Genomic DNA, 17722 nt, shown 5'->3' with positions numbered 1-17722 from the left:
GGTAAAAACAGAATAAAAACCGCAGTTTGCCATAAGCCTAAACGCGAGAGGAGAAGAAAGCGAAGGTTATTCTCCTAATTTTCCACACAGTCGAATACGCAACCGCCAGCAAATGGTATCAAGGCGGCAAATGAATACCACCAACACAGAGACAATTTGAATGAGAAAGCGTATTGTCATACCAAGCGCTATGCTTAACGCTGATATTTTGTCCCACCACAAGGAGTGGAGAATGTCTTCCATAACAATGACTGATAATAAAACGTTCCTGAATGAGCTGGCCCGCCTGGTAGGCCATTCTCACCTGCTGACAGACCCCGCCAAAACCGCCCGCTATCGCAAGGGTTTCCGTTCCGGTCAGGGCGACGCGCTGGCCGTTGTTTTCCCGGGTTCGTTACTGGAACTGTGGCGCGTGCTCAACGCCTGCGTTAACGCTGACAAAATTATTCTGATGCAGGCCGCCAACACCGGTCTGACGGAAGGCTCCACGCCGAACGGCAACGACTACGATCGCGATATTGTGATTATCAGCACCCAGCGACTGGATAAGCTGCACTTACTGGATAACGGCCAACAGGTTCTGGCCTGGCCCGGTACGACGCTCTATGCGCTGGAAAAAGCGCTTAAACCGCTGGGCCGTGAACCGCACTCGGTGATTGGTTCGTCGTGCATCGGCGCGTCGGTCATCGGCGGTATCTGTAATAACTCCGGCGGCTCGCTGGTGCAGCGCGGCCCGGCCTATACCGAGATGTCGCTTTTTGCCCGTATTGACGACCAAGGCAAACTGCAACTGGTCAATCATCTGGGTATCGATCTTGGGCATACGCCGGAGCAGATCCTGAGCAAGCTGGATGACGAACGGATTAAAGATGAGGATGTGCGCCACGATGGTCGTCATGCGCACGATCACGACTACGTGACGCGGGTACGAGATATCAACGCCGATACGCCCGCCCGCTATAACGCCGACCCGGACCGTTTGTTTGAATCTTCCGGCTGCGCCGGAAAACTGGCGGTTTTTGCCGTTCGCCTTGATACCTTTGCAGCGGAAAAAAATCAGCAGGTTTTTTATATCGGCACCAATCAGCCCGCGGTACTGACTGAAATCCGTCGGCATATTCTGGCGAACTTCGACAATCTGCCAGTGGCGGGAGAATATATGCATCGCGATATCTACGATATTGCGGAGCAGTACGGTAAAGATACCTTTCTGATGATCGATAAACTCGGCACCGACAAGATGCCATTCTTTTTCACGCTAAAAGGCCGAACCGATGCGATGCTGGAAAAAGTAAAATTTTTCCGTCCGCATTTCACCGACCGCGCGATGCAGAAATTCGGCCATCTGTTTCCCAGCCATCTGCCGCCGCGAATGAAAAACTGGCGCGATAAATATGAGCATCATCTGCTGTTAAAAATGGCGGGAGACGGCGTCGCAGAAGCGCAACGCTGGCTGAATGAATTTTTTAAATCCGCTGAGGGCGGTTTCTTCACCTGTACGCCGGAAGAAGGCAGCAAAGCCTTCCTGCACCGCTTCGCCGCTGCTGGCGCGGCGATTCGTTATCAGGCCGTACACGCTGATGAAGTGGAAGATATCCTGGCGCTGGATATCGCTCTGCGCCGCAACGATACCGACTGGTTCGAGCATCTGCCGCCGGAAATCGACAGCCAACTGGTACATAAACTCTATTACGGCCACTTTATGTGCCACGTTTTTCATCAGGACTATATCGTGAAGAAAGGCGTCGACGTCCACGCGCTGAAAGCGCAAATGCTGGAGCTGTTGCAGGCGCGGGGGGCACAATACCCGGCGGAGCACAACGTTGGACATCTGTATAAAGCGCCGGAAACGCTGACGCGTTTTTATCGGCAAAATGACCCAACCAACAGTATGAACCCCGGTATCGGCAAAACGAGTAAGCGGAAATTCTGGCAGGAAAATACGCCCGACGAAACGCATTAACACCGAGTGGTTTACCGTGAATGCCCGGCGGCGCGATGCCTGCCGGGCCTGCGGCGACTTAATCGTTCTGTGCGGTTTGCGCTCCGGCGCTGGCGCTGGCTGCCGCCATTTGCGCGGCTTTTTGCTTTTTATAGCTCAGCGCGGCAGCCGGAACGGGCATGACTTTACCGGTTTCAATCCATGTACGCAGGCGACTGGCGTCCGCAAAGTGAGTATATTTGCCGAACGCGTCCATGACCACCAGCGCGACCGGTTTGTTATTGATCACGGTACGCATCACCAGGCAATGCCCCGCCGCATTAGTAAAGCCGGTTTTCGTTAACTGGATATTCCAGTTATCACGGTAGACCAAATGGTTGGTATTGCGAAACGGCAGCGTATACGCCGGATGCGAGAATGTCGCCATGTCTTCGCGCGTGGTGCTTAGCTGGCCAATCAGCGGGTATTGCTTCGTGGCAATCAGCAATTTTGTTAAATCCCGCGCGGTCGAGACGTTATGAATCGACAGCCCCGTCGGCTCAACGAAGCGGGTATGCGTCATGCCCAGCGCTTTCGCCTTCGCATTCATCGCTTTAATAAACGCGTTATAACCGCCAGGATAATAGTGCGCCAGGCTTGCCGCCGCACGGTTTTCGGATGACATCAACGCCAGCAGCAACATATTTTTGCGGCTAATTTCGCTGTTCAGGCGCACGCGGGAGTAAACCCCTTTCATTTCCGGCGTCTGGCTGATATCGACCTTCAGTATTTCATCCAGCGGCAATCGCGCGTCGAGCACGACCATCGCTGTCATTAATTTGGTTATCGAGGCAATCGGACGCACCAGATCCGGGTGGTTCGAATAGATCACTTTATTGGTGTTGAGATCAACAATCATTGCGCTACCGGAGGCAATCTCAGGTTGAGACGCCGCGGTTGTCGCTGCCGTTTTCGACACAGCCTGCGGGGCAAAAGGAACGGCCAACATCAGAGCAAGGCTCAGGAATGAAGCTCGGAATTTCAGCATGATGAGATTTCTGATAATGATTCACGCACGTCGTAACGCACACCGCCTGAGCTAAGATTATACTCAAGCTAGCAGTGGCATCATAGCGGCACGCCAGCGTTGCCGCTACAGAAGAATCGTCAGCAAATGCTGCATTGCTGGCTTTTGCGCCAGCCCTTTTTCGCATCAGAACAGGCGGTAGCCGTATCCCCACAGGATCACGGTGATCGCCAGTAGCACCTCCAGGACCAGTACGCCGATAGCGAGCGTCGAACTGGAGAAGCTTAATCCTTCCTCTCTATTAATGTTAAGGAAAGTCGGAATACCCAAATACAGCAAATAGCCGGTGTAAAAGAGCGCGACAGCGCCGACCAGTGCGCATAGCCATACCAGGGGATAGAGCGCCACCAGACCACTTAAAAACAGCGGCGTCGCGACATAGCCGGCAAAAACCATACAGCGCGCAAGCGATGGCCGTTGCGGATAGTTTCGCGCCATCCACCAGATGACGCGTCCCATCACCGCGACGCCCGCCAGCATCACGCCGTAGAACAAGACCGCCAGCGCAAAAGCGGTAAACAGCGAGAGTTGTAACACGTTGCCGTCGCCAAAATTCCAGCCGATTTGCGTCGTGCCGATAAAGGCGCAGACGACGGGAATCGCCGCCATCAGCAAAACATGGTGCGTATAGTGATGCGAAACGGTTTCGTTTTCGCTTTTGATCACCTGCATTTCCCGATCGGGATGGGAAAAAAGCCCCCATACATGGTTCATACTGCCCCCTTCTGCTGCCTCAGATGCCAGTATGTTCAAGTATAATTCAGTTTCTGGTTATTTTATGAACAATGGCAAAATAGTCTCCGGCAAAACGTCGGCTTTGCCGCGCACGCCTCTTGCCAGGGTGTATGCTTAATGCCGGAGGTGGTTTACGCATGGATATCAACACGCTTATTACGCATTATGGCTATGCGGCGCTGGTTATAGGCAGTATGGCCGAAGGTGAAACCGTTACCCTGTTGGGGGGCGTCGCGGCGCATCAGGGATTACTCAAGTTTCCGCTGGTGGCGGCGGCCGTCGCGCTGGGAGGGATGATGGGCGATCAGCTACTTTACCTGTTAGGACGATGCTATGGCGGGAAGATCCTGCGTCGTTTCCCGCGTTATCATACGAAGATTCGTCGCGCGCAGAAAATGATCCAACGCCATCCGTATCTGTTTGTGATCGGCACGCGTTTTATGTACGGCTTCCGGGTGGTTGGCCCGCTGCTGATTGGCGCCAGCCGCCTGCCGCCTAAAATTTTTCTGCCGCTGAATATTGTAGGCGCGCTGATCTGGGCGCTGCTGTTTACCACGCTGGGATATCTTGGCGGCGAGGTGATCGCGCCATGGCTGCACGACCTCGATCAGCATCTCAGGCACGGGGTCTGGCTGATTCTGGCCATCGTCCTGGTGGTGGGCGTGCGCTGGTGGCTGAAAAGACGCGGCAAAGCGGAGGCCCGTTAAACCCGATGGTATCCGGATGGCATAACGCCGCCATCCGGCACCCGGCGTTTATTTGGCGTTGAATTGCGGATTCGCCAGCATAAACCCGCCGTCGACAATCAGCGACTGACCGGTGGTATAGCTTGCTCCTTCCGAACACAGCCAGGCGACGAGGCTGGCTATTTCATGCGTAGAACCCGGTCGGGCGATAGGGATCGAGGGTTCCGATCCCGGCTCAATGTCGCTGTCATCCATATCATTCATCGGCGTGGCGATAGCGCCTGGCGCGACGGCGTTGACCAAAATATGATGCTCAATCAGTTCCAGCGCCATGGATTTAGTCAATCCCCCCAACGCATGTTTCGCCGCGGTATAGGCGCTGGCTTGCGGAAGCGGCGTATGCTCATGGACGGAGGTGATGTTGATAATGCGCCCTCCCTCTCCTTGTTTAATCATATGCCGGGCGGCGATCTGCGCGCAGAGAAACGCGCCATCGACATCCACGGTAAAAATTTGCCGCCACTGCGTAAACGGCATATCAATAAACGCGGATTTGGTCATCGCCCCGGCATTATTGACCAGCACGTCAACGCGCCCCAGGCGCTGGATAAGATGTTCAATGGCCTGCGCGCCCTCGGGTAACTGGCTCAGGTCAAGATGAATGGTCTCTGCCCGCACACCAAACTGCGCCGCTTTTTTCGCCGTCTCCTGCGCGCCGCGTTCATCGGAATGCCAGGTGATACCAATATCAAAACCGTTTTGTGCTAATAACAACGCACACGCTTTGCCAATTCCCGAATCTGATGCCGTTACAATTGCGACTTTGGTCATATTCCTCTCCGGATGATTCATACACAGCCTAAGTATAGGAACCCTGTCTGAATCATCCGGAAAAATCAGGAATGATAACCGCCGCCCAGCGCGCTGGTAAGCTGAATAGAGGCATCCAGCCACTGGCCCTGCAACAGCAAGCCGTTACACTGCTCGCGCAGTGCCGGGATTTTGGCCTCGCTCACGCGGGAACCCGCAATAATGCCGGCATTAAAGCGCGCTTGCGCCAGACCGACCACACGCTGCGCGTCATGCTCAATCTGCTGCTGATGCTGATTTTTCTGCGCCAGCGTCTCTACCTGACTGGCGGCGCGCGCCACATCATTAACCGCATCTACCACCGCTTTGTTGTAGTTGGCGATAGAAAGGTTGCTTTGCGCTTTGGCGATATCGAGGTTGGCATTCAGCCTGCCGCTGTCGAAAATCGGCAGCGTCAGCCCGCCGGTAATGCCATATTGCTGTGCGGAATGGCGGAACAGATCGCTCAGATGTAACGCATCCTGCTGTAAAAAAGCCATCAGATTGATATCGGGATAAAACGCGGCCTTCGCGGCGTCAATGCTGCTCAACGAGGATTCAATGTACCAGTGCGCGGCCTGTAGATCCGCCCGGCGCGCCAGCAACGAATACCCCAGTTGCGACGGTAACTGGCTTTCAACGGCGGGGAGACTCACCTGACGCAGCTTGAGCGCCGCCGATTGCGTATTGGTTAACGCGCTGAGCCGCGCTTCAATAACCTTCATTTTACCGTTAACGTCATTCAACTGCTGCTGGGTTTTGCTGGCGTCGATATCGGTCTCGACCCCTTCAACAGAAGAAGTAATACCGTGTTGATACAACTCCCGGTTTACCGCCACCACGTTTTGCTGCTCATGCTCGATTTGCATCAGCACATTTTTCAGCGCTGCCTGTGTTTGCCACTCCCAGTAGAGTCGCGCCACGCCGCTTGCCAGCAATTGTCGGGTCTGCTCCTGCTCCGCTTCGCGCGCTTTGACCGCCCCGATCCGCGCGGTAACTTCAGCGCGGTTTTTCCCCCATAAATCCAGATCCCAGCCCGCCGTCAGGCCGAATGTACCGTTGGTATACCACGGCCCGGTCGTTCCCGCCGCGGGGTCGGTAATCGCGAATGGCCCCATCAGCCCTTCCGCGGACATTCGCTGGCGCTCAATGTCGGCAGAAAAGTCGAGCTGCGGGCCGTCCTGCGCCTCAACCGCTTTCGCCTGCGCTTCCGCCAGTTGAATACGCTGTTCAGCCACCTGCATATCCGGCGAATGCTGTATGGCATTATCGATCAGCGCGTCAAGCTGCGCATCGTGATACGCCTTCCACCACTGGCTATCCGGCCAACCGTTTTTCAATGCCGCCGGCAGGCTGGAATCAACATGAGAAGAGGGCGTCTGCTGGGTCAGCGACTGGCGGGTATCGTGCATGGGGGCGCAACCCGCCAGCAAAATAAAAAGCGGTAAGCTCGCTGTCGCGGCAAGGAAAGAATTACGATTCATGGAGGTGTTCTGATAAAAAAAGGTGCGCAGAGAGTACGTCTTACGGCGATCTATTTTTTAGTTACGCGTGGCAATACATCATCAGACAACAAAAGACATATTTTGAAATTTATATGATTAGCAAATAATTTCATCTGATACATTTTTTGATGTAATACTTCAATGAAAAGTCCCACTAACCCGTTCATAAATGAACGATTTTGCTGCAATACGCGCCAGCAGCCTTCATGAGTTAAACGTCGCCGCGCCCAACAAGGCAGCAGATGGCTTAATACTTTCCTATACTTTGTTTGTATTTACCAATAAAGGGACAAACAATGAAAATTCTTCTATGGGCAATCTTAATTATTTTTCTGATTGGGCTGTTGGTGGTAACGGGCGTGTTTAAGATGATTTTCTGATTCCTGCGCCGGGCAGCGATAGTATCTGCCCGGCACACGTTCTGGACGCTGTAGAGATTAGATTTTAATAGCCTGAATCGCCCGCGCAATCTCGGACGAACGGTTTAACGCCCGAATCGACTGAAAAAGTTCTATCGCCTCAATATATTCCTTACGTAAATATCCCAACCACTGTTTAATACGCGCGACATGGTATAAACCGGTATCGCCCTGCTTTTCCAGTCGGGTATATTTTTGTAATAACGTCACCACTTCCGGCCACGGCATACGCGGTTCGTTATACTTCACCACCCGACTCAGGTTAGGAATATTTAACGCCCCACGGCCAATCATCACCGCATCGCAGCCGCTGGTCGCCATACATGCCTGCGCGCTCTGCCAGTCCCAGATTTCGCCATTCGCGATAACCGGAATAGTCAAACGCTGGCGTATTTCGCCGATCGCCTGCCAGTCGATATGCTCGGCGCGGTAGCCCTGCGCTTTGGTACGACCATGCACCACCAGTTCACTGGCGCCGGCCTGCTGCACCGCATCGGCGATTTCAAATTTTCTATCGCCGCTATCCCAGCCGAGACGCACTTTTACCGTCACCGGCAGATGCGACGGTACCGCGGCCCGCATCGCTTTCGCGCCCTGATAGATGAGTTCGGGATCTTTGAGCAATGTCGCGCCGCCGCCGCTGCCGTTCACCACTTTTGACGGACAGCCGCAGTTCAGGTCCACGCCATACGATCCCAACGCCGTCGCCCGCGCGGCGTTTTCCGCCAGCCACTGCGGATGCTGGCCCAGAAGCTGAATACGCACCGGCGTGCCGGACGGCGTGCGGCTGGCGTGATGCAACTCCGGGCAGATGCGATGAAACACTTTTACCGGCAGCAGCTGATCCACCACGCGCACAAATTCGGTGATGCAGAGATCGTAATCATTCACTTCGGTCAGCAGCTCGCGCACTAACGCGTCGAGCACGCCTTCCATCGGCGCCAGTAAAACACGCATATCGGTATCCACAGCAAAAAAAGAGGCGCTATCATAACGCCTCTCTGCGATGAGCAAAACTTTTTGCCGGGTGGCGGCGCAAACGCTACGCTACGTCACGTAAGGCGCTCAACGCGGCTCAAGACAGTTATCTTCTTTCCAGCCGTACAGCCATTCGATACCGCGATAAAACGCCTCCTGCAATTTCCCTTTCCACAGCAGATTACGCACCTGACGCTCCACCCCGGCGGCGTGATAGAGACGTCCCATCTCGCGGGTAGACCAGACGATACGCGCCGTGCGGGGAATACGCACCGACTCATACAGCGCAAATGCCTGCTGCGCGTCGCCGTCGCAGCGTTCCAGCGCTTTGCCCAGCGTGACGGCGTCTTCCAGCGCCATACAGGCGCCCTGGGCCATATATTGCGCCACCGGATGCGCGGCGTCGCCCACCAGAGTGATACGCTCGGTTCCCCATTTCGCGACCGGCTCGCGATCGGCGGTCGACCAGCGGCGCCAGGAGGTCGGCTTATCCAGCATCTGGCGCGGGCGGGGATGAATGCCGGCAAAATAAGAGAGCACCTCTTCTTTACTGCCGTCTTTCACGCCCCACTCTTCTTGCTGGCGGCTGTGGAATGTCACCACCAGATTGTACTGTTGACCTCCACGGAGCGGATAATGGACCAGGTGACAATGCGGGCCTGCCCACAGCACCGGTGCGTTAATACGTAAATCGTCCGGCATATCGTCGCAATCAATCACCGCCCGATAAACTACATGCCCCGTTACGCGCGGCGCATCGCCGAGTAAACTTTGCCGCACGACCGATTTAACGCCGTCGCAGCCCACGAGAATATCCGCCGTCCAGCTATTTCCCTGCTCATCAAACACCGTAACGTCATCCGGCGTCTGGCGGATATCGACAATATGGGTCGAGGTACGATACTCCACGCCAGGGTGCGTCAGCACCGCTTCCCATACCGTTGCATGAATATCTACCCGGTGAATTACCGCATACGGCCCGCCAAAATGGTCGCGGAACGCCTGTCCGGTTTCAATGCATACCACTTCTTCGGCATTCACGGCATCCATCATGGTAATGTGATCGGTAAACACCGCACGCTGGCGGGCAACATCGCCCACACCGAGACTATCCAGCGCCGAAAAAGCGTTCGGCCCAAGCTGAATACCCGCGCCAATCTCGCCAATTTCGTGCGCTTTTTCCAACAGCATGACTTTTATTCCCTGGCGCGCCAGGGACAGCGCGGTCGCCGCGCCGCCAATTCCGCCACCTACAATAATTGCGCTTGTCACGTGAGTCATGGTCATTCTCCTTTTCAGGCCGGGATTTTATCTTGTTGATTTTCCGGCGCGGCGGCAATAAACGCCGGTAGCTGTACGCAGGCGTCATAAACGGCTTTACAGCGCGGATAGCCTGATAAATCGCAGCCCATCCTGAGCGCATTCGCCCACTGAGGAATCAGGCAGCAGTCCGCAAGTCCTGGCGCGTCGCCCACGCAGAATCGTCCGGACTGACTTTTACGCAATAGCTGCTCTACCGCGCTTAACCCTTGCTGTATCCAGTGGGCGTACCAGCGTTTTTTATCCTCTTCGCTAACCTTCAGCTCATCGGTCAGGTAGCGCAACACGCGCATGTTATTGATTGGGTGTATATCGCAGGCGATAGCGTAGACAATTTCCAGCGCCTGGCTGCGCGCCGGGCCGCTCGTCGGCAGCAGCGGCGTTTGCGGAAAATGTCGGTCCAGCCAGTCGACGATGGCCAGCGATTGCCCCAACGATTCGCCGTCATCAGTGACCAGCGTCGGCACCAGGCCTACCGGATTCATCCGTCGGTAGGCCAGCGCATTCTGCTGGCCGATACGAATATTGACGCCCACCGTCTGGTAATCAATCCCCTTTAACGCCAGCGCAATACGTACACGATAAGACGCCGAACTATTAAAGAAACTGTACAGCTTCATCGTTCACCTCAGACAATTTTCACAGCAATCGGCGTCAGACCTTCTACGTTCCCGGTGATGACATCCCCTTTCACCACGGCGCCCACCCCCTCTGGCGTACCGGTGAAAATCAAATCGCCTGGCTGCAATTCAAAAAAGCCGGACAAATAGCTGATGGTTTCATTCACCGACCAAATCAGGTGACGAATATCGCTGCGCTGATGGTCTTCGCCGTTAACCTGTAGCCAAATAGGGGCGTTATCCACATTATGCGTTTCAGCGGCTTTGTGTAATGGCGCAATGGGCGCGGAGAGATCGAACGCTTTGCCGATTTCCCACGGGCGTCCCATCTGACGCATTTCCATCTGACGATCGCGACGCGTCATGTCCAGACCGGTGGCGTATCCCCAGACATATTCATGGGCTTTTTCCAGCGGAATATCGCTCCCTTTTTTACCAATCGCCACCACCAGCTCAATTTCATAATGGTAGTTATCAGTCTGCGCCGGATACGGCAGTTCCAGGGTATCCCCCGCCGCTACCGGGACGACAGCGTCCGCTGGTTTACAAAAGAAGAACGGCGGTTCGCGGTCGGGATCAAAGCCCATTTCACGGGCATGGGCGGCATAGTTGCGACCCACGCAGTAAACGCGACGTACCGGAAACTGCTCATCACTGCCCGCCACGGGTACTGTTACCGGAGCCTGCGGCTGGAATACATATTTGGTCATGTTCTCTCTCCCTAATTAATAACGTGCTTCGCGGAACAGCCCCAGGGCTTCCTGAACCGGCTTGTCCGAAAAACTGAATAACACCGTGTCTTCGCTGCTGCGAAACGACACCTCATGCCAGGTCGGCGCCACAAAAATGTCTTTTGCGGAAAAATGAAAAGTTTCGTTGCCGATAGTGACCTGCCCTGCCCCTTCAACGACGTGGTAGATAGTGCTGTCGGTGCTCCGCGCCACACGCGAGGCAAAGCCTTTTGGCAGCAGTTGCAGGAACGCGCCCATCGACGGCATCGGATAACCGCCGGTGACGGGATTAACGTAACGCAGCTTGTAGCCTTCCCACTCATCCGGATCGCCCATACGGGTCAGATCGTGCAACGCCTCGCGACTGCGGTCGTAACGGTAGTTGAAAATCGGCGACGAGTTCCCGCGCTGGTGGCGCAGCGGCAGCATATTCGCTGCATAGCGCGGCAGATAATCGCCCTCTTTTCGCGTCACCGGCTGCTGATCTTCGGGATAGTCTTCCGCAAACCCACAGCCCAGGAGGTTGACTAACGGCAGATCCAGACCATCCAGCCATACCACCGGCTCTGACCCCGGATTACCATGATCGTGCCAGCGCCACTGCGGCGTCAGGATAAAATCGCCGGTATGCATTGGCGTGCGCTCGCCGTCCACCGCGGTAAATGCGCCTTTACCTTCGACGATAAAACGCAGCGCCGACTGGTTATGGCGATGACTCGGCGCGACTTCGCCGGGCAGGATCAGCTGTAAACCAGCGTATAAGGTCGCCGTGATCGACGACTGACCGCGCAATGCCGGATTTTCCAGCACCAGCACCCGGCGGATCGCCTCTTTCGCGCCAATGACATTGCCGCTTTCCATCAGTAGCGGACGAATTTCCTGATAATTCCAGTAGGCCGGCGCGCAGTTGGCGTTTGGCGTCTGCGGTACCAGGTGATGTAACGATTCCCACAGCGGCGTCAGATTCTGCCCGGAAATATGCTGGTAATACTGCTGACGGCTATCTTTTACGTTCTGATTTATTTCAGACATGGAGATTCTCCTTATTCGTTTACGACGCTGGCACGCGGCAGGTCGTCAGGTACAGAAATCGAAAGGCGGACAACCACCGTCAGCAGGGTAAGCATTACCGCGCTGATAGCCGCCGGAATAGCAATGACAAAAAACAACGTATCGAAAGAGAAATTGAGGGCCATCATCATGCCGCCGGAGAGCGAACCGACAATCGCCCCGCAGCGTCCAATGGCGTTCGACCAGCTCACGCCCGTCGCCCGGCTTTGGGTGGGGTACAGCGTCGCCGTCAGAGCATTAAGCCCGACCTGTGAACCGCTAATACCGATGCCGGTACCAAAAATCGCCAGCGCCATCAGCCAAAGGCCGTTTTCGCTCAGGCCTATCATGACAATGCAAACCGCGCCCAGCGCATAGCTCACCGCCAGTACCCGGAACGGGTTAAGCCGATCCATCAACACGCCGAGTAACAGCGCGCCAAGCGTGCCGCCAACCTGGAATGCGGCAGTCACCCACGACGCCTGTTGCAGATCAATACCGCGATGGTTAAGTAACGTCGGCATCCAGCTGGAAAGCAGATAGATAATGAGCAGGCTCATAAAGAACACCACCCATAACATCAGGGTAATGACAAGCTGTCGCCCGGCAAAAAGCTGGCGAATACTGCCTTTGGCGACGGCTGCCGTCTCATGCAGAAAGAATTGCGTATCGTGATAGCGCTCGCCGGTAATGGCGCTGACCGTCCGGGCGACAACGGCTTGCGGTAGTTGGCGGCGTACCTGCCAGCGGGGAGATTCCGGCAGCGCGAACAGCAGGCCGAAAAACAGCATCAAAGGCAAGATGCCGCCTAGCGCCAGAATTCCGTGCCAGCCAATCAGCGGCACCAGTTGCGCGCTCACAATCCCGCCCATCGCCGACCCCAGGGTAAAACCGCAGAACATCAGCGTGACCAGCGCTCCGCGTCGACGAGCGGGAAGGTATTCCGACGTCATGGTGATGGTATTCGGCATCGCTCCGCCCAGTCCCAGACCGGTTAAGAAGCGCAGCAACACCAGGGTTTCTATATCCGGCGAGAAAGCGGAAAGCAGGCTCAATGCGCCGAATAGCGCCACGCAAAGCTCAATGACCCGCTTGCGGCCAAAACGATCCGCCAGCGGCCCGCATAGCAGCGCGCCGGCCGTAAGCCCCAGCAGCCCTGCGCCAAACAGCGGCGCAAGTTCGCTGGCGCTTAGCTGCCAGTGAGTACGAATATCCGGGGCGATGAAGCCAATCGCGGCGGTGTCAAAACCGTCGAGCATAACCACCAGAAAACAGCAGATGATAACGCGCCACTGCATTTTGCCGACGGGCGCGGCATCAATAAGGGCTTGTAGATCACGTCGTTGAGTCATAGCTAATGCCTCAGTGCAGGGAGATAGATGTTGTTTTTATGTTTGCTATGTTACGAGTTTGTAGAGTGAGCGATAAAATGTACAATGGCTTTTCAGGCAGAGACATAACCTGGAGGTTATAGCGAATGGCGAACTGGGCGCAGAAATTGAAATTACATCACCTGCAAACGCTGGTTGCGCTGGGCGAACAGGGCAACCTGACGCACGTCGCCCGGATGATGAATATCTCCCAGCCGGCGCTATCGAAGTGGCTATCTCAACTCGAAGATGAGATAGGCATCACGCTTTTTGAGCGCCACAGTAAAGGACTACGCCCCTCGGAAGGCGGTAAATTACTGCTCCAGCACGCCCAGCGCCTAATTAACGATCTGGAGCGTTCACAGTATGAAATCGCCCGTTTCAAGCAGGGCGGCCTGGTTGGCAGCCTGAAGATCGGCTGTTCGCCCGTGGCGACTGACTGCGTATCACAGGCGATTCTGAGCCTGCTTAACGAAATGCCGACGCTGCATCTGAATATTGAAGAGAAGGTAATGACGCCGCTGCTGCACGATTTGCTTGCCGGTCAGGTGGATGTGGTGGTAGGGCGTGTCGGCGGCCGCGCCCTGCAACTGCCGCTTAATTATCAGGTACTTTATACCGAGCCGGTCTGCTTTGTGGCGCGTCCGCACCATCCGCTGGCCGCGCGAGCGCAGATCGCCTGGAGCGATCTGGCGCACTGGCGGTGGATAGTCTGGCCAACCGGCACCCCTATTCGCATCAGTATTGATAACGCCCTCGTCGATAATGGCGTCATGCTCCCGGAAAACACCATTGAATCGGCGTCAATGAACGTCAGCACCAATTTGCTGCAAAGCAGCGATATGATCTCTATTCTTTCTTTACGGCTGGCGCAACGCTATGCCAGCCAGGGGCATTGCCCGATGTTCCTGCTGTCTATACCCACTATGCTAAGAATTCATGATGTGATCGGTAGCACGTTTTAACGTTTAATTGTATGATGAATCCATCTCATCAAGGGCTTTAAACATGAGTAAGTCACTGAATATTATCTGGCAATATATACGCGCTTTTGTATTGATTTATGCCTGTTTGTACGCAGGCATTTTTCTTGCATCACTGCTTCCTATCACTATTCCCGGCAGCATTATCGGGATGTTAATTCTGTTTGTATTGCTGGCGCTGCAAATTCTGCCGGCAAAGTGGGTTAACCCCGGCTGTTATGTGCTGATTCGTTATATGGCGTTGCTGTTTGTGCCGATTGGCGTTGGGGTCATGCAATATTTTGACTTACTGCGCGCGCAATTCGGCCCGGTGGTGGTCTCTTGCGCTATCAGTACGCTGGTCGTTTTTGTGGTCGTAAGCTGGAGTTCACATCTGATACACGGTGAGCGTAAAGTGGTTGGGCAGAAGGGAACGAAAAAATGATGACATATATCTGGTGGTCGTTACCGCTGACGCTGGCGGTATTTTTCGCCGCCCGCCGACTGGCGGCGCATTTTAAAATGCCGTTGCTGAATCCGCTGCTGGTGGCAATGGTAGTCATTATTCCTTTTCTGTTGCTGACCGGTATTCCCTACGAGCACTACTTCAAAGGCAGCGAAGTACTTAACGATCTGCTGCAACCGGCGGTAGTGGCACTGGCCTATCCCCTTTATGAACAATTGCACCAGATTCGCGCGCGTTGGAAATCCATTATTAGCATCTGTTTTGTCGGCAGTCTGGTAGCGATGATTACCGGGACATCCGTTGCCTTGCTGATGGGCGCAACGCCTGAAATCGCGGCATCGGTACTGCCTAAATCCGTGACTACGCCTATCGCGATGGCGGTGGGCGGCAGCATCGGCGGCATCCCCGCGATCAGCGCGGTATGCGTAATTTTTGTCGGTATTCTGGGCGCGGTGTTTGGCCACACGCTGTTAAACGCGATGCACATCCGTACTAAGGCCGCACGCGGGCTGGCAATAGGGACCGCCTCACATGCGCTCGGTACTGCGCGCTGCGCCGAGCTGGATTACCAGGAAGGCGCGTTTAGCTCCCTGGCGCTGGTGATCTGCGGCATTATTACCTCGCTGGTAGCGCCCTTTTTGTTTCCGCTCATTCTGGCGGTAATGCGCTAACGACGGGACAAAAGACCGGGTTAAAATTTGCGATACGTCGCGCATTTTTCATTTAAGTTTCACAAGTTGCATAAGCAATGAGATTTAGATCACATATTAAGACATAGCAGGCCCGTAAACTACGGTTCCATTACATTGTTATGAGGCAACGCCATGCATCCACGTTTTCAAACTGCTTTTGCCCAGCTTGCGGATAATTTGCAATCAGCGCTGGCCCCTATCCTGGCGGACCACCATTTTCCCGCCATGCTGACCGCAGAGCAGGTCTCGACGCTTAAAAATACGGCGGGACTGGACGAAGACGCGCTGGCTTTCGCACTGTTACCTCTGGCGGCGGCCTGCGCCCGTACCGATTTGTCCCATTTTAACGTCGGCGCGATTGCGCGCGGCGTCAGCGGCAACTGGTATTTCGGCGCGAATATGGAGTTCCTGGGCGCCACCATGCAACAAACTGTGCATGCTGAACAAAGCGCGATTAGCCACGCCTGGCTACGCGGCGAAAAAGGGCTCGCCGCCGTCACCGTTAACTACACGCCTTGCGGCCACTGTCGCCAGTTTATGAACGAGCTGAACAGCGGTCTGGATCTGCGCATTCATCTGCCGGGCCGCGCGCCGCATACGTTACGCGATTATCTGCCTGACGCTTTCGGGCCAAAAGATCTGGAGATCAAAACGCTGCTGATGGACGAGCAGGATCATGGCTTTACGTTAACGGGCGATACGCTAACGCAAGCGGCGATAACGGCAGCCAATAAGAGCCATATGCCTTATAGCCACTCACCGAGCGGCGTGGCGCTGGAATGTAAAGATGGCCGTATTTTCACCGGCAGCTATGCGGAAAACGCCGCCTTTAACCCTACGCTTCCCCCGCTGCAAGGCGCGCTAAACCTGCTGAGTCTCAATGGCTATGACTATGCGGATATTCAGCGCGCGATTCTGGCGGAAAAAGGCGATGCAGCATTAATTCAATGGGATGCCACCGCCGCAACGCTGAAAGCGTTAGGTTGCCATAATATTGACCGCGTCCTTCTCGGCTAAGCAAATGTGCCGGATAGCGACGCACTGGCGTCTTATCCGGCCTGACTCTCCTCTCCCGCGACTCGATACAAGGGAAATCATGCTGAAAATCTCCGCAATCAGACGGCGGTTTCTTGCGCTACGTCTTCGGGTACAGTAGCCTGATCGTACTTTCATCCTGGTATCGAGTTTCCTGCATGTTAAAGCGCGTGTTTTACAGCCTGTTGGTCCTGTTAGGCTTGCTGCTGTTGACGGTGCTTGGCCTCGATCGGTGGATGAGCTGGAAAACAGCGCCCTATATCTATGACGAGCTACAGGATCTCCCCTACCGCCAGGTTGGCGTCGTGTTAGGGACAGCCAAATACTATCGCAAGGGTGTCATTAATCAGTACTATCGTTATCGTATCCAGGGCGCGTTAAACGCTTACAATAGCGGTAAAGTCAATTACCTGCTGCTCAGCGGCGACAATGCCCTGCAAAGCTATAACGAACCGATGACCATGCGCAAAGACCTTATCGCGGCGGGCGTCGATCCTGCGGACATTGTGCTTGATTACGCTGGCTTCCGTACGCTTGACTCCATTGTGCGTACCCGCAAAGTGTTTGATACCAACGACTTTATTATCATCACTCAGCGCTTCCACTGCGAACGCGCCTTGTTTATTGCGCTGCATATGGGCATTCAGGCGCAGTGTTACGCGGTACCTTCGCCCAAAAATATGCTGACAGTGCGCCTGCGCGAATTTGGCGCCCGCTTTAGCGCGCTGGCGGATCTCTATATTTTTAAACGCGAACCGCGTTTTTTAGGCCCGCTGGTACCTATTCCCACGCAGCATCAGGTGCCGAATGACGCCCAGGGGTATCCGGCAGTTACGCCGGAACAATTGCTTGAACTGGAAAAGAAAAAAGGGAAATGATCATGGATGTACAGACGATATTTGTCATATTAGCCTTTCTGCTACTCCCGCTTTTTTGCTTCCGTGAGGCCTGGAAAGGCTGGCGAACCGGCGCGGTAGATAAAGTTGTCAAAAATGCGCGAAAACCGGTTTATGTCTATCGCCATGCCGATCCCGTACAATATTGGTCTTATCTTTTTCTTTATACCGGTTGCGGTTTTTTATTTACTGGAATGATTATTTATCTTCTTTTTTATCGTTAATCTATTTATTATCCCTTTAAAATTGAGAATAGTTATTATTATGATATAAGGAGCAAATGCTGTTTTGCATTCTGGTTTCATTTTTTTGTGAATTCTTTCACAGAATACCCTTCTTTCAATGCTTAGGCTGGCGGTAGATTTTAGATCATTAAAACGCGTTATTTGCGTTTCGCCTT

Annotated in this window: 19 protein-coding genes; 9 read left to right on the top strand and 10 right to left on the bottom strand. The window is 54.5% G+C overall.

Annotated features, from left to right (window positions below):
• Positions 1-232: 232 nt before the first annotated feature.
• A complete protein-coding gene (gene dld, locus ACQ29O_RS07645) occupies positions 233-1963 on the top strand; it encodes a D-lactate dehydrogenase (RefSeq protein ID WP_000095232.1) in 1731 nt (576 codons plus the stop codon).
• A 58-nt stretch (positions 1964-2021) separates the two neighbouring features.
• Here the strand turns inward: dld and pbpG are convergent, their stop codons facing one another.
• Positions 2022-2969, bottom strand: a complete 948-nt coding sequence (gene pbpG, locus ACQ29O_RS07640) for a D-alanyl-D-alanine endopeptidase (RefSeq protein WP_000911557.1) — start codon at positions 2967-2969, stop codon at positions 2022-2024.
• A gap of 165 nt (positions 2970-3134) precedes the next feature.
• Positions 3135-3722 carry a Yip1 family protein gene (locus tag ACQ29O_RS07635; RefSeq protein WP_001017057.1) on the bottom strand — a complete coding sequence of 196 codons (588 nt, stop codon included), beginning with the start codon at positions 3720-3722 and terminating at the stop codon, positions 3135-3137.
• A 158-nt stretch (positions 3723-3880) separates the two neighbouring features.
• Between ACQ29O_RS07635 and ACQ29O_RS07630 the strand changes: the two genes are divergently transcribed.
• Positions 3881-4450, top strand: coding sequence for a DedA family protein (locus ACQ29O_RS07630; RefSeq protein ID WP_001523476.1), 570 nt, complete (start codon positions 3881-3883; stop codon positions 4448-4450).
• 48 nt (positions 4451-4498) lie between these two features.
• Here ACQ29O_RS07630 and ACQ29O_RS07625 read toward each other — a convergent pair whose 3' ends face one another.
• The gene (locus tag ACQ29O_RS07625; protein ID WP_000169608.1) at positions 4499-5260 is read right to left on the bottom strand and encodes an SDR family oxidoreductase; all 762 of its coding nucleotides are present in this window, start codon (positions 5258-5260) and stop codon (positions 4499-4501) included.
• A gap of 65 nt (positions 5261-5325) precedes the next feature.
• Positions 5326-6762, bottom strand: a complete 1437-nt coding sequence (mdtQ, locus tag ACQ29O_RS07620; RefSeq protein WP_001081453.1) for a multidrug resistance outer membrane protein MdtQ — start codon at positions 6760-6762, stop codon at positions 5326-5328.
• A 317-nt stretch (positions 6763-7079) separates the two neighbouring features.
• Between mdtQ and yohP the strand changes: the two genes are divergently transcribed.
• Positions 7080-7163 carry a small membrane protein YohP gene (gene yohP, locus ACQ29O_RS07615; protein WP_000698460.1) on the top strand — a complete coding sequence of 28 codons (84 nt, stop codon included), beginning with the start codon at positions 7080-7082 and terminating at the stop codon, positions 7161-7163.
• Positions 7164-7220: 57 nt separating this feature from the next.
• Here the strand turns inward: yohP and dusC are convergent, their stop codons facing one another.
• The 6 genes from dusC to mhbT form a co-directional block, all read right to left on the bottom strand.
• A complete protein-coding gene (gene dusC, locus ACQ29O_RS07610) occupies positions 7221-8159 on the bottom strand; it encodes a tRNA dihydrouridine(16) synthase DusC (RefSeq protein WP_001264837.1) in 939 nt (312 codons plus the stop codon).
• Between the two features lie 108 nt (positions 8160-8267).
• Positions 8268-9461, bottom strand: coding sequence for a 3-hydroxybenzoate 6-monooxygenase (locus tag ACQ29O_RS07605; protein ID WP_000150102.1), 1194 nt, complete (start codon positions 9459-9461; stop codon positions 8268-8270).
• Between the two features lie 14 nt (positions 9462-9475).
• Positions 9476-10120, bottom strand: coding sequence for a maleylacetoacetate isomerase (gene maiA / locus ACQ29O_RS07600; protein WP_000781191.1), 645 nt, complete (start codon positions 10118-10120; stop codon positions 9476-9478).
• 8 nt (positions 10121-10128) lie between these two features.
• On the bottom strand, positions 10129-10830 hold the full coding sequence (locus ACQ29O_RS07595; RefSeq protein ID WP_000170621.1) for a fumarylacetoacetate hydrolase family protein: 702 nt from the start codon (positions 10828-10830) through the stop codon (positions 10129-10131).
• 15 nt (positions 10831-10845) lie between these two features.
• The gene (gene gtdA / locus ACQ29O_RS07590) at positions 10846-11883 is read right to left on the bottom strand and encodes a gentisate 1,2-dioxygenase (RefSeq protein WP_001289857.1); all 1038 of its coding nucleotides are present in this window, start codon (positions 11881-11883) and stop codon (positions 10846-10848) included.
• 11 nt (positions 11884-11894) lie between these two features.
• Entirely contained in the window at positions 11895-13253 is a 1359-nt protein-coding gene (gene mhbT / locus ACQ29O_RS07585; protein WP_000194222.1) for a 3-hydroxybenzoate transporter MhbT, read from the bottom strand.
• A 125-nt stretch (positions 13254-13378) separates the two neighbouring features.
• Here mhbT and ACQ29O_RS07580 point away from each other — a divergent pair, with 125 nt between their 5' ends.
• The 6 genes from ACQ29O_RS07580 (at position 13379) to ACQ29O_RS07555 (ending at position 17546) form a co-directional block, all read left to right on the top strand.
• Positions 13379-14236 carry a LysR family transcriptional regulator gene (locus tag ACQ29O_RS07580; RefSeq protein WP_000024655.1) on the top strand — a complete coding sequence of 286 codons (858 nt, stop codon included), beginning with the start codon at positions 13379-13381 and terminating at the stop codon, positions 14234-14236.
• 43 nt (positions 14237-14279) lie between these two features.
• A complete protein-coding gene (locus ACQ29O_RS07575; RefSeq protein WP_000045719.1) occupies positions 14280-14678 on the top strand; it encodes a CidA/LrgA family protein in 399 nt (132 codons plus the stop codon).
• Entirely contained in the window at positions 14675-15370 is a 696-nt protein-coding gene (locus tag ACQ29O_RS07570) for a CidB/LrgB family autolysis modulator (RefSeq protein WP_000989294.1), read from the top strand. The genes ACQ29O_RS07575 and ACQ29O_RS07570 overlap by 4 nt, the downstream gene beginning before the upstream one ends.
• A gap of 153 nt (positions 15371-15523) precedes the next feature.
• Entirely contained in the window at positions 15524-16408 is an 885-nt protein-coding gene (cdd, locus tag ACQ29O_RS07565; protein WP_000553526.1) for a cytidine deaminase, read from the top strand.
• Positions 16409-16584: 176 nt separating this feature from the next.
• Positions 16585-17304 (top strand): outer membrane permeability protein SanA, encoded by a 720-nt coding sequence (gene sanA, locus ACQ29O_RS07560; RefSeq protein WP_000920077.1) that lies wholly within the window; start codon positions 16585-16587, stop codon positions 17302-17304.
• Positions 17301-17546 (top strand): DUF2542 family protein, encoded by a 246-nt coding sequence (locus ACQ29O_RS07555; RefSeq protein ID WP_000605187.1) that lies wholly within the window; start codon positions 17301-17303, stop codon positions 17544-17546. Before sanA ends, ACQ29O_RS07555 begins: the two co-directional genes overlap by 4 nt.
• The last annotated feature ends 176 nt before the right edge of the window (positions 17547-17722 follow it).

It is taken from the genome of Salmonella sp. GDC200615 (assembly GCF_050574145.1).
Lineage (GTDB): Bacteria > Pseudomonadota > Gammaproteobacteria > Enterobacterales > Enterobacteriaceae > Salmonella > Salmonella enterica.
This window is presented reverse-complemented; position numbering and strand designations above follow the sequence as displayed.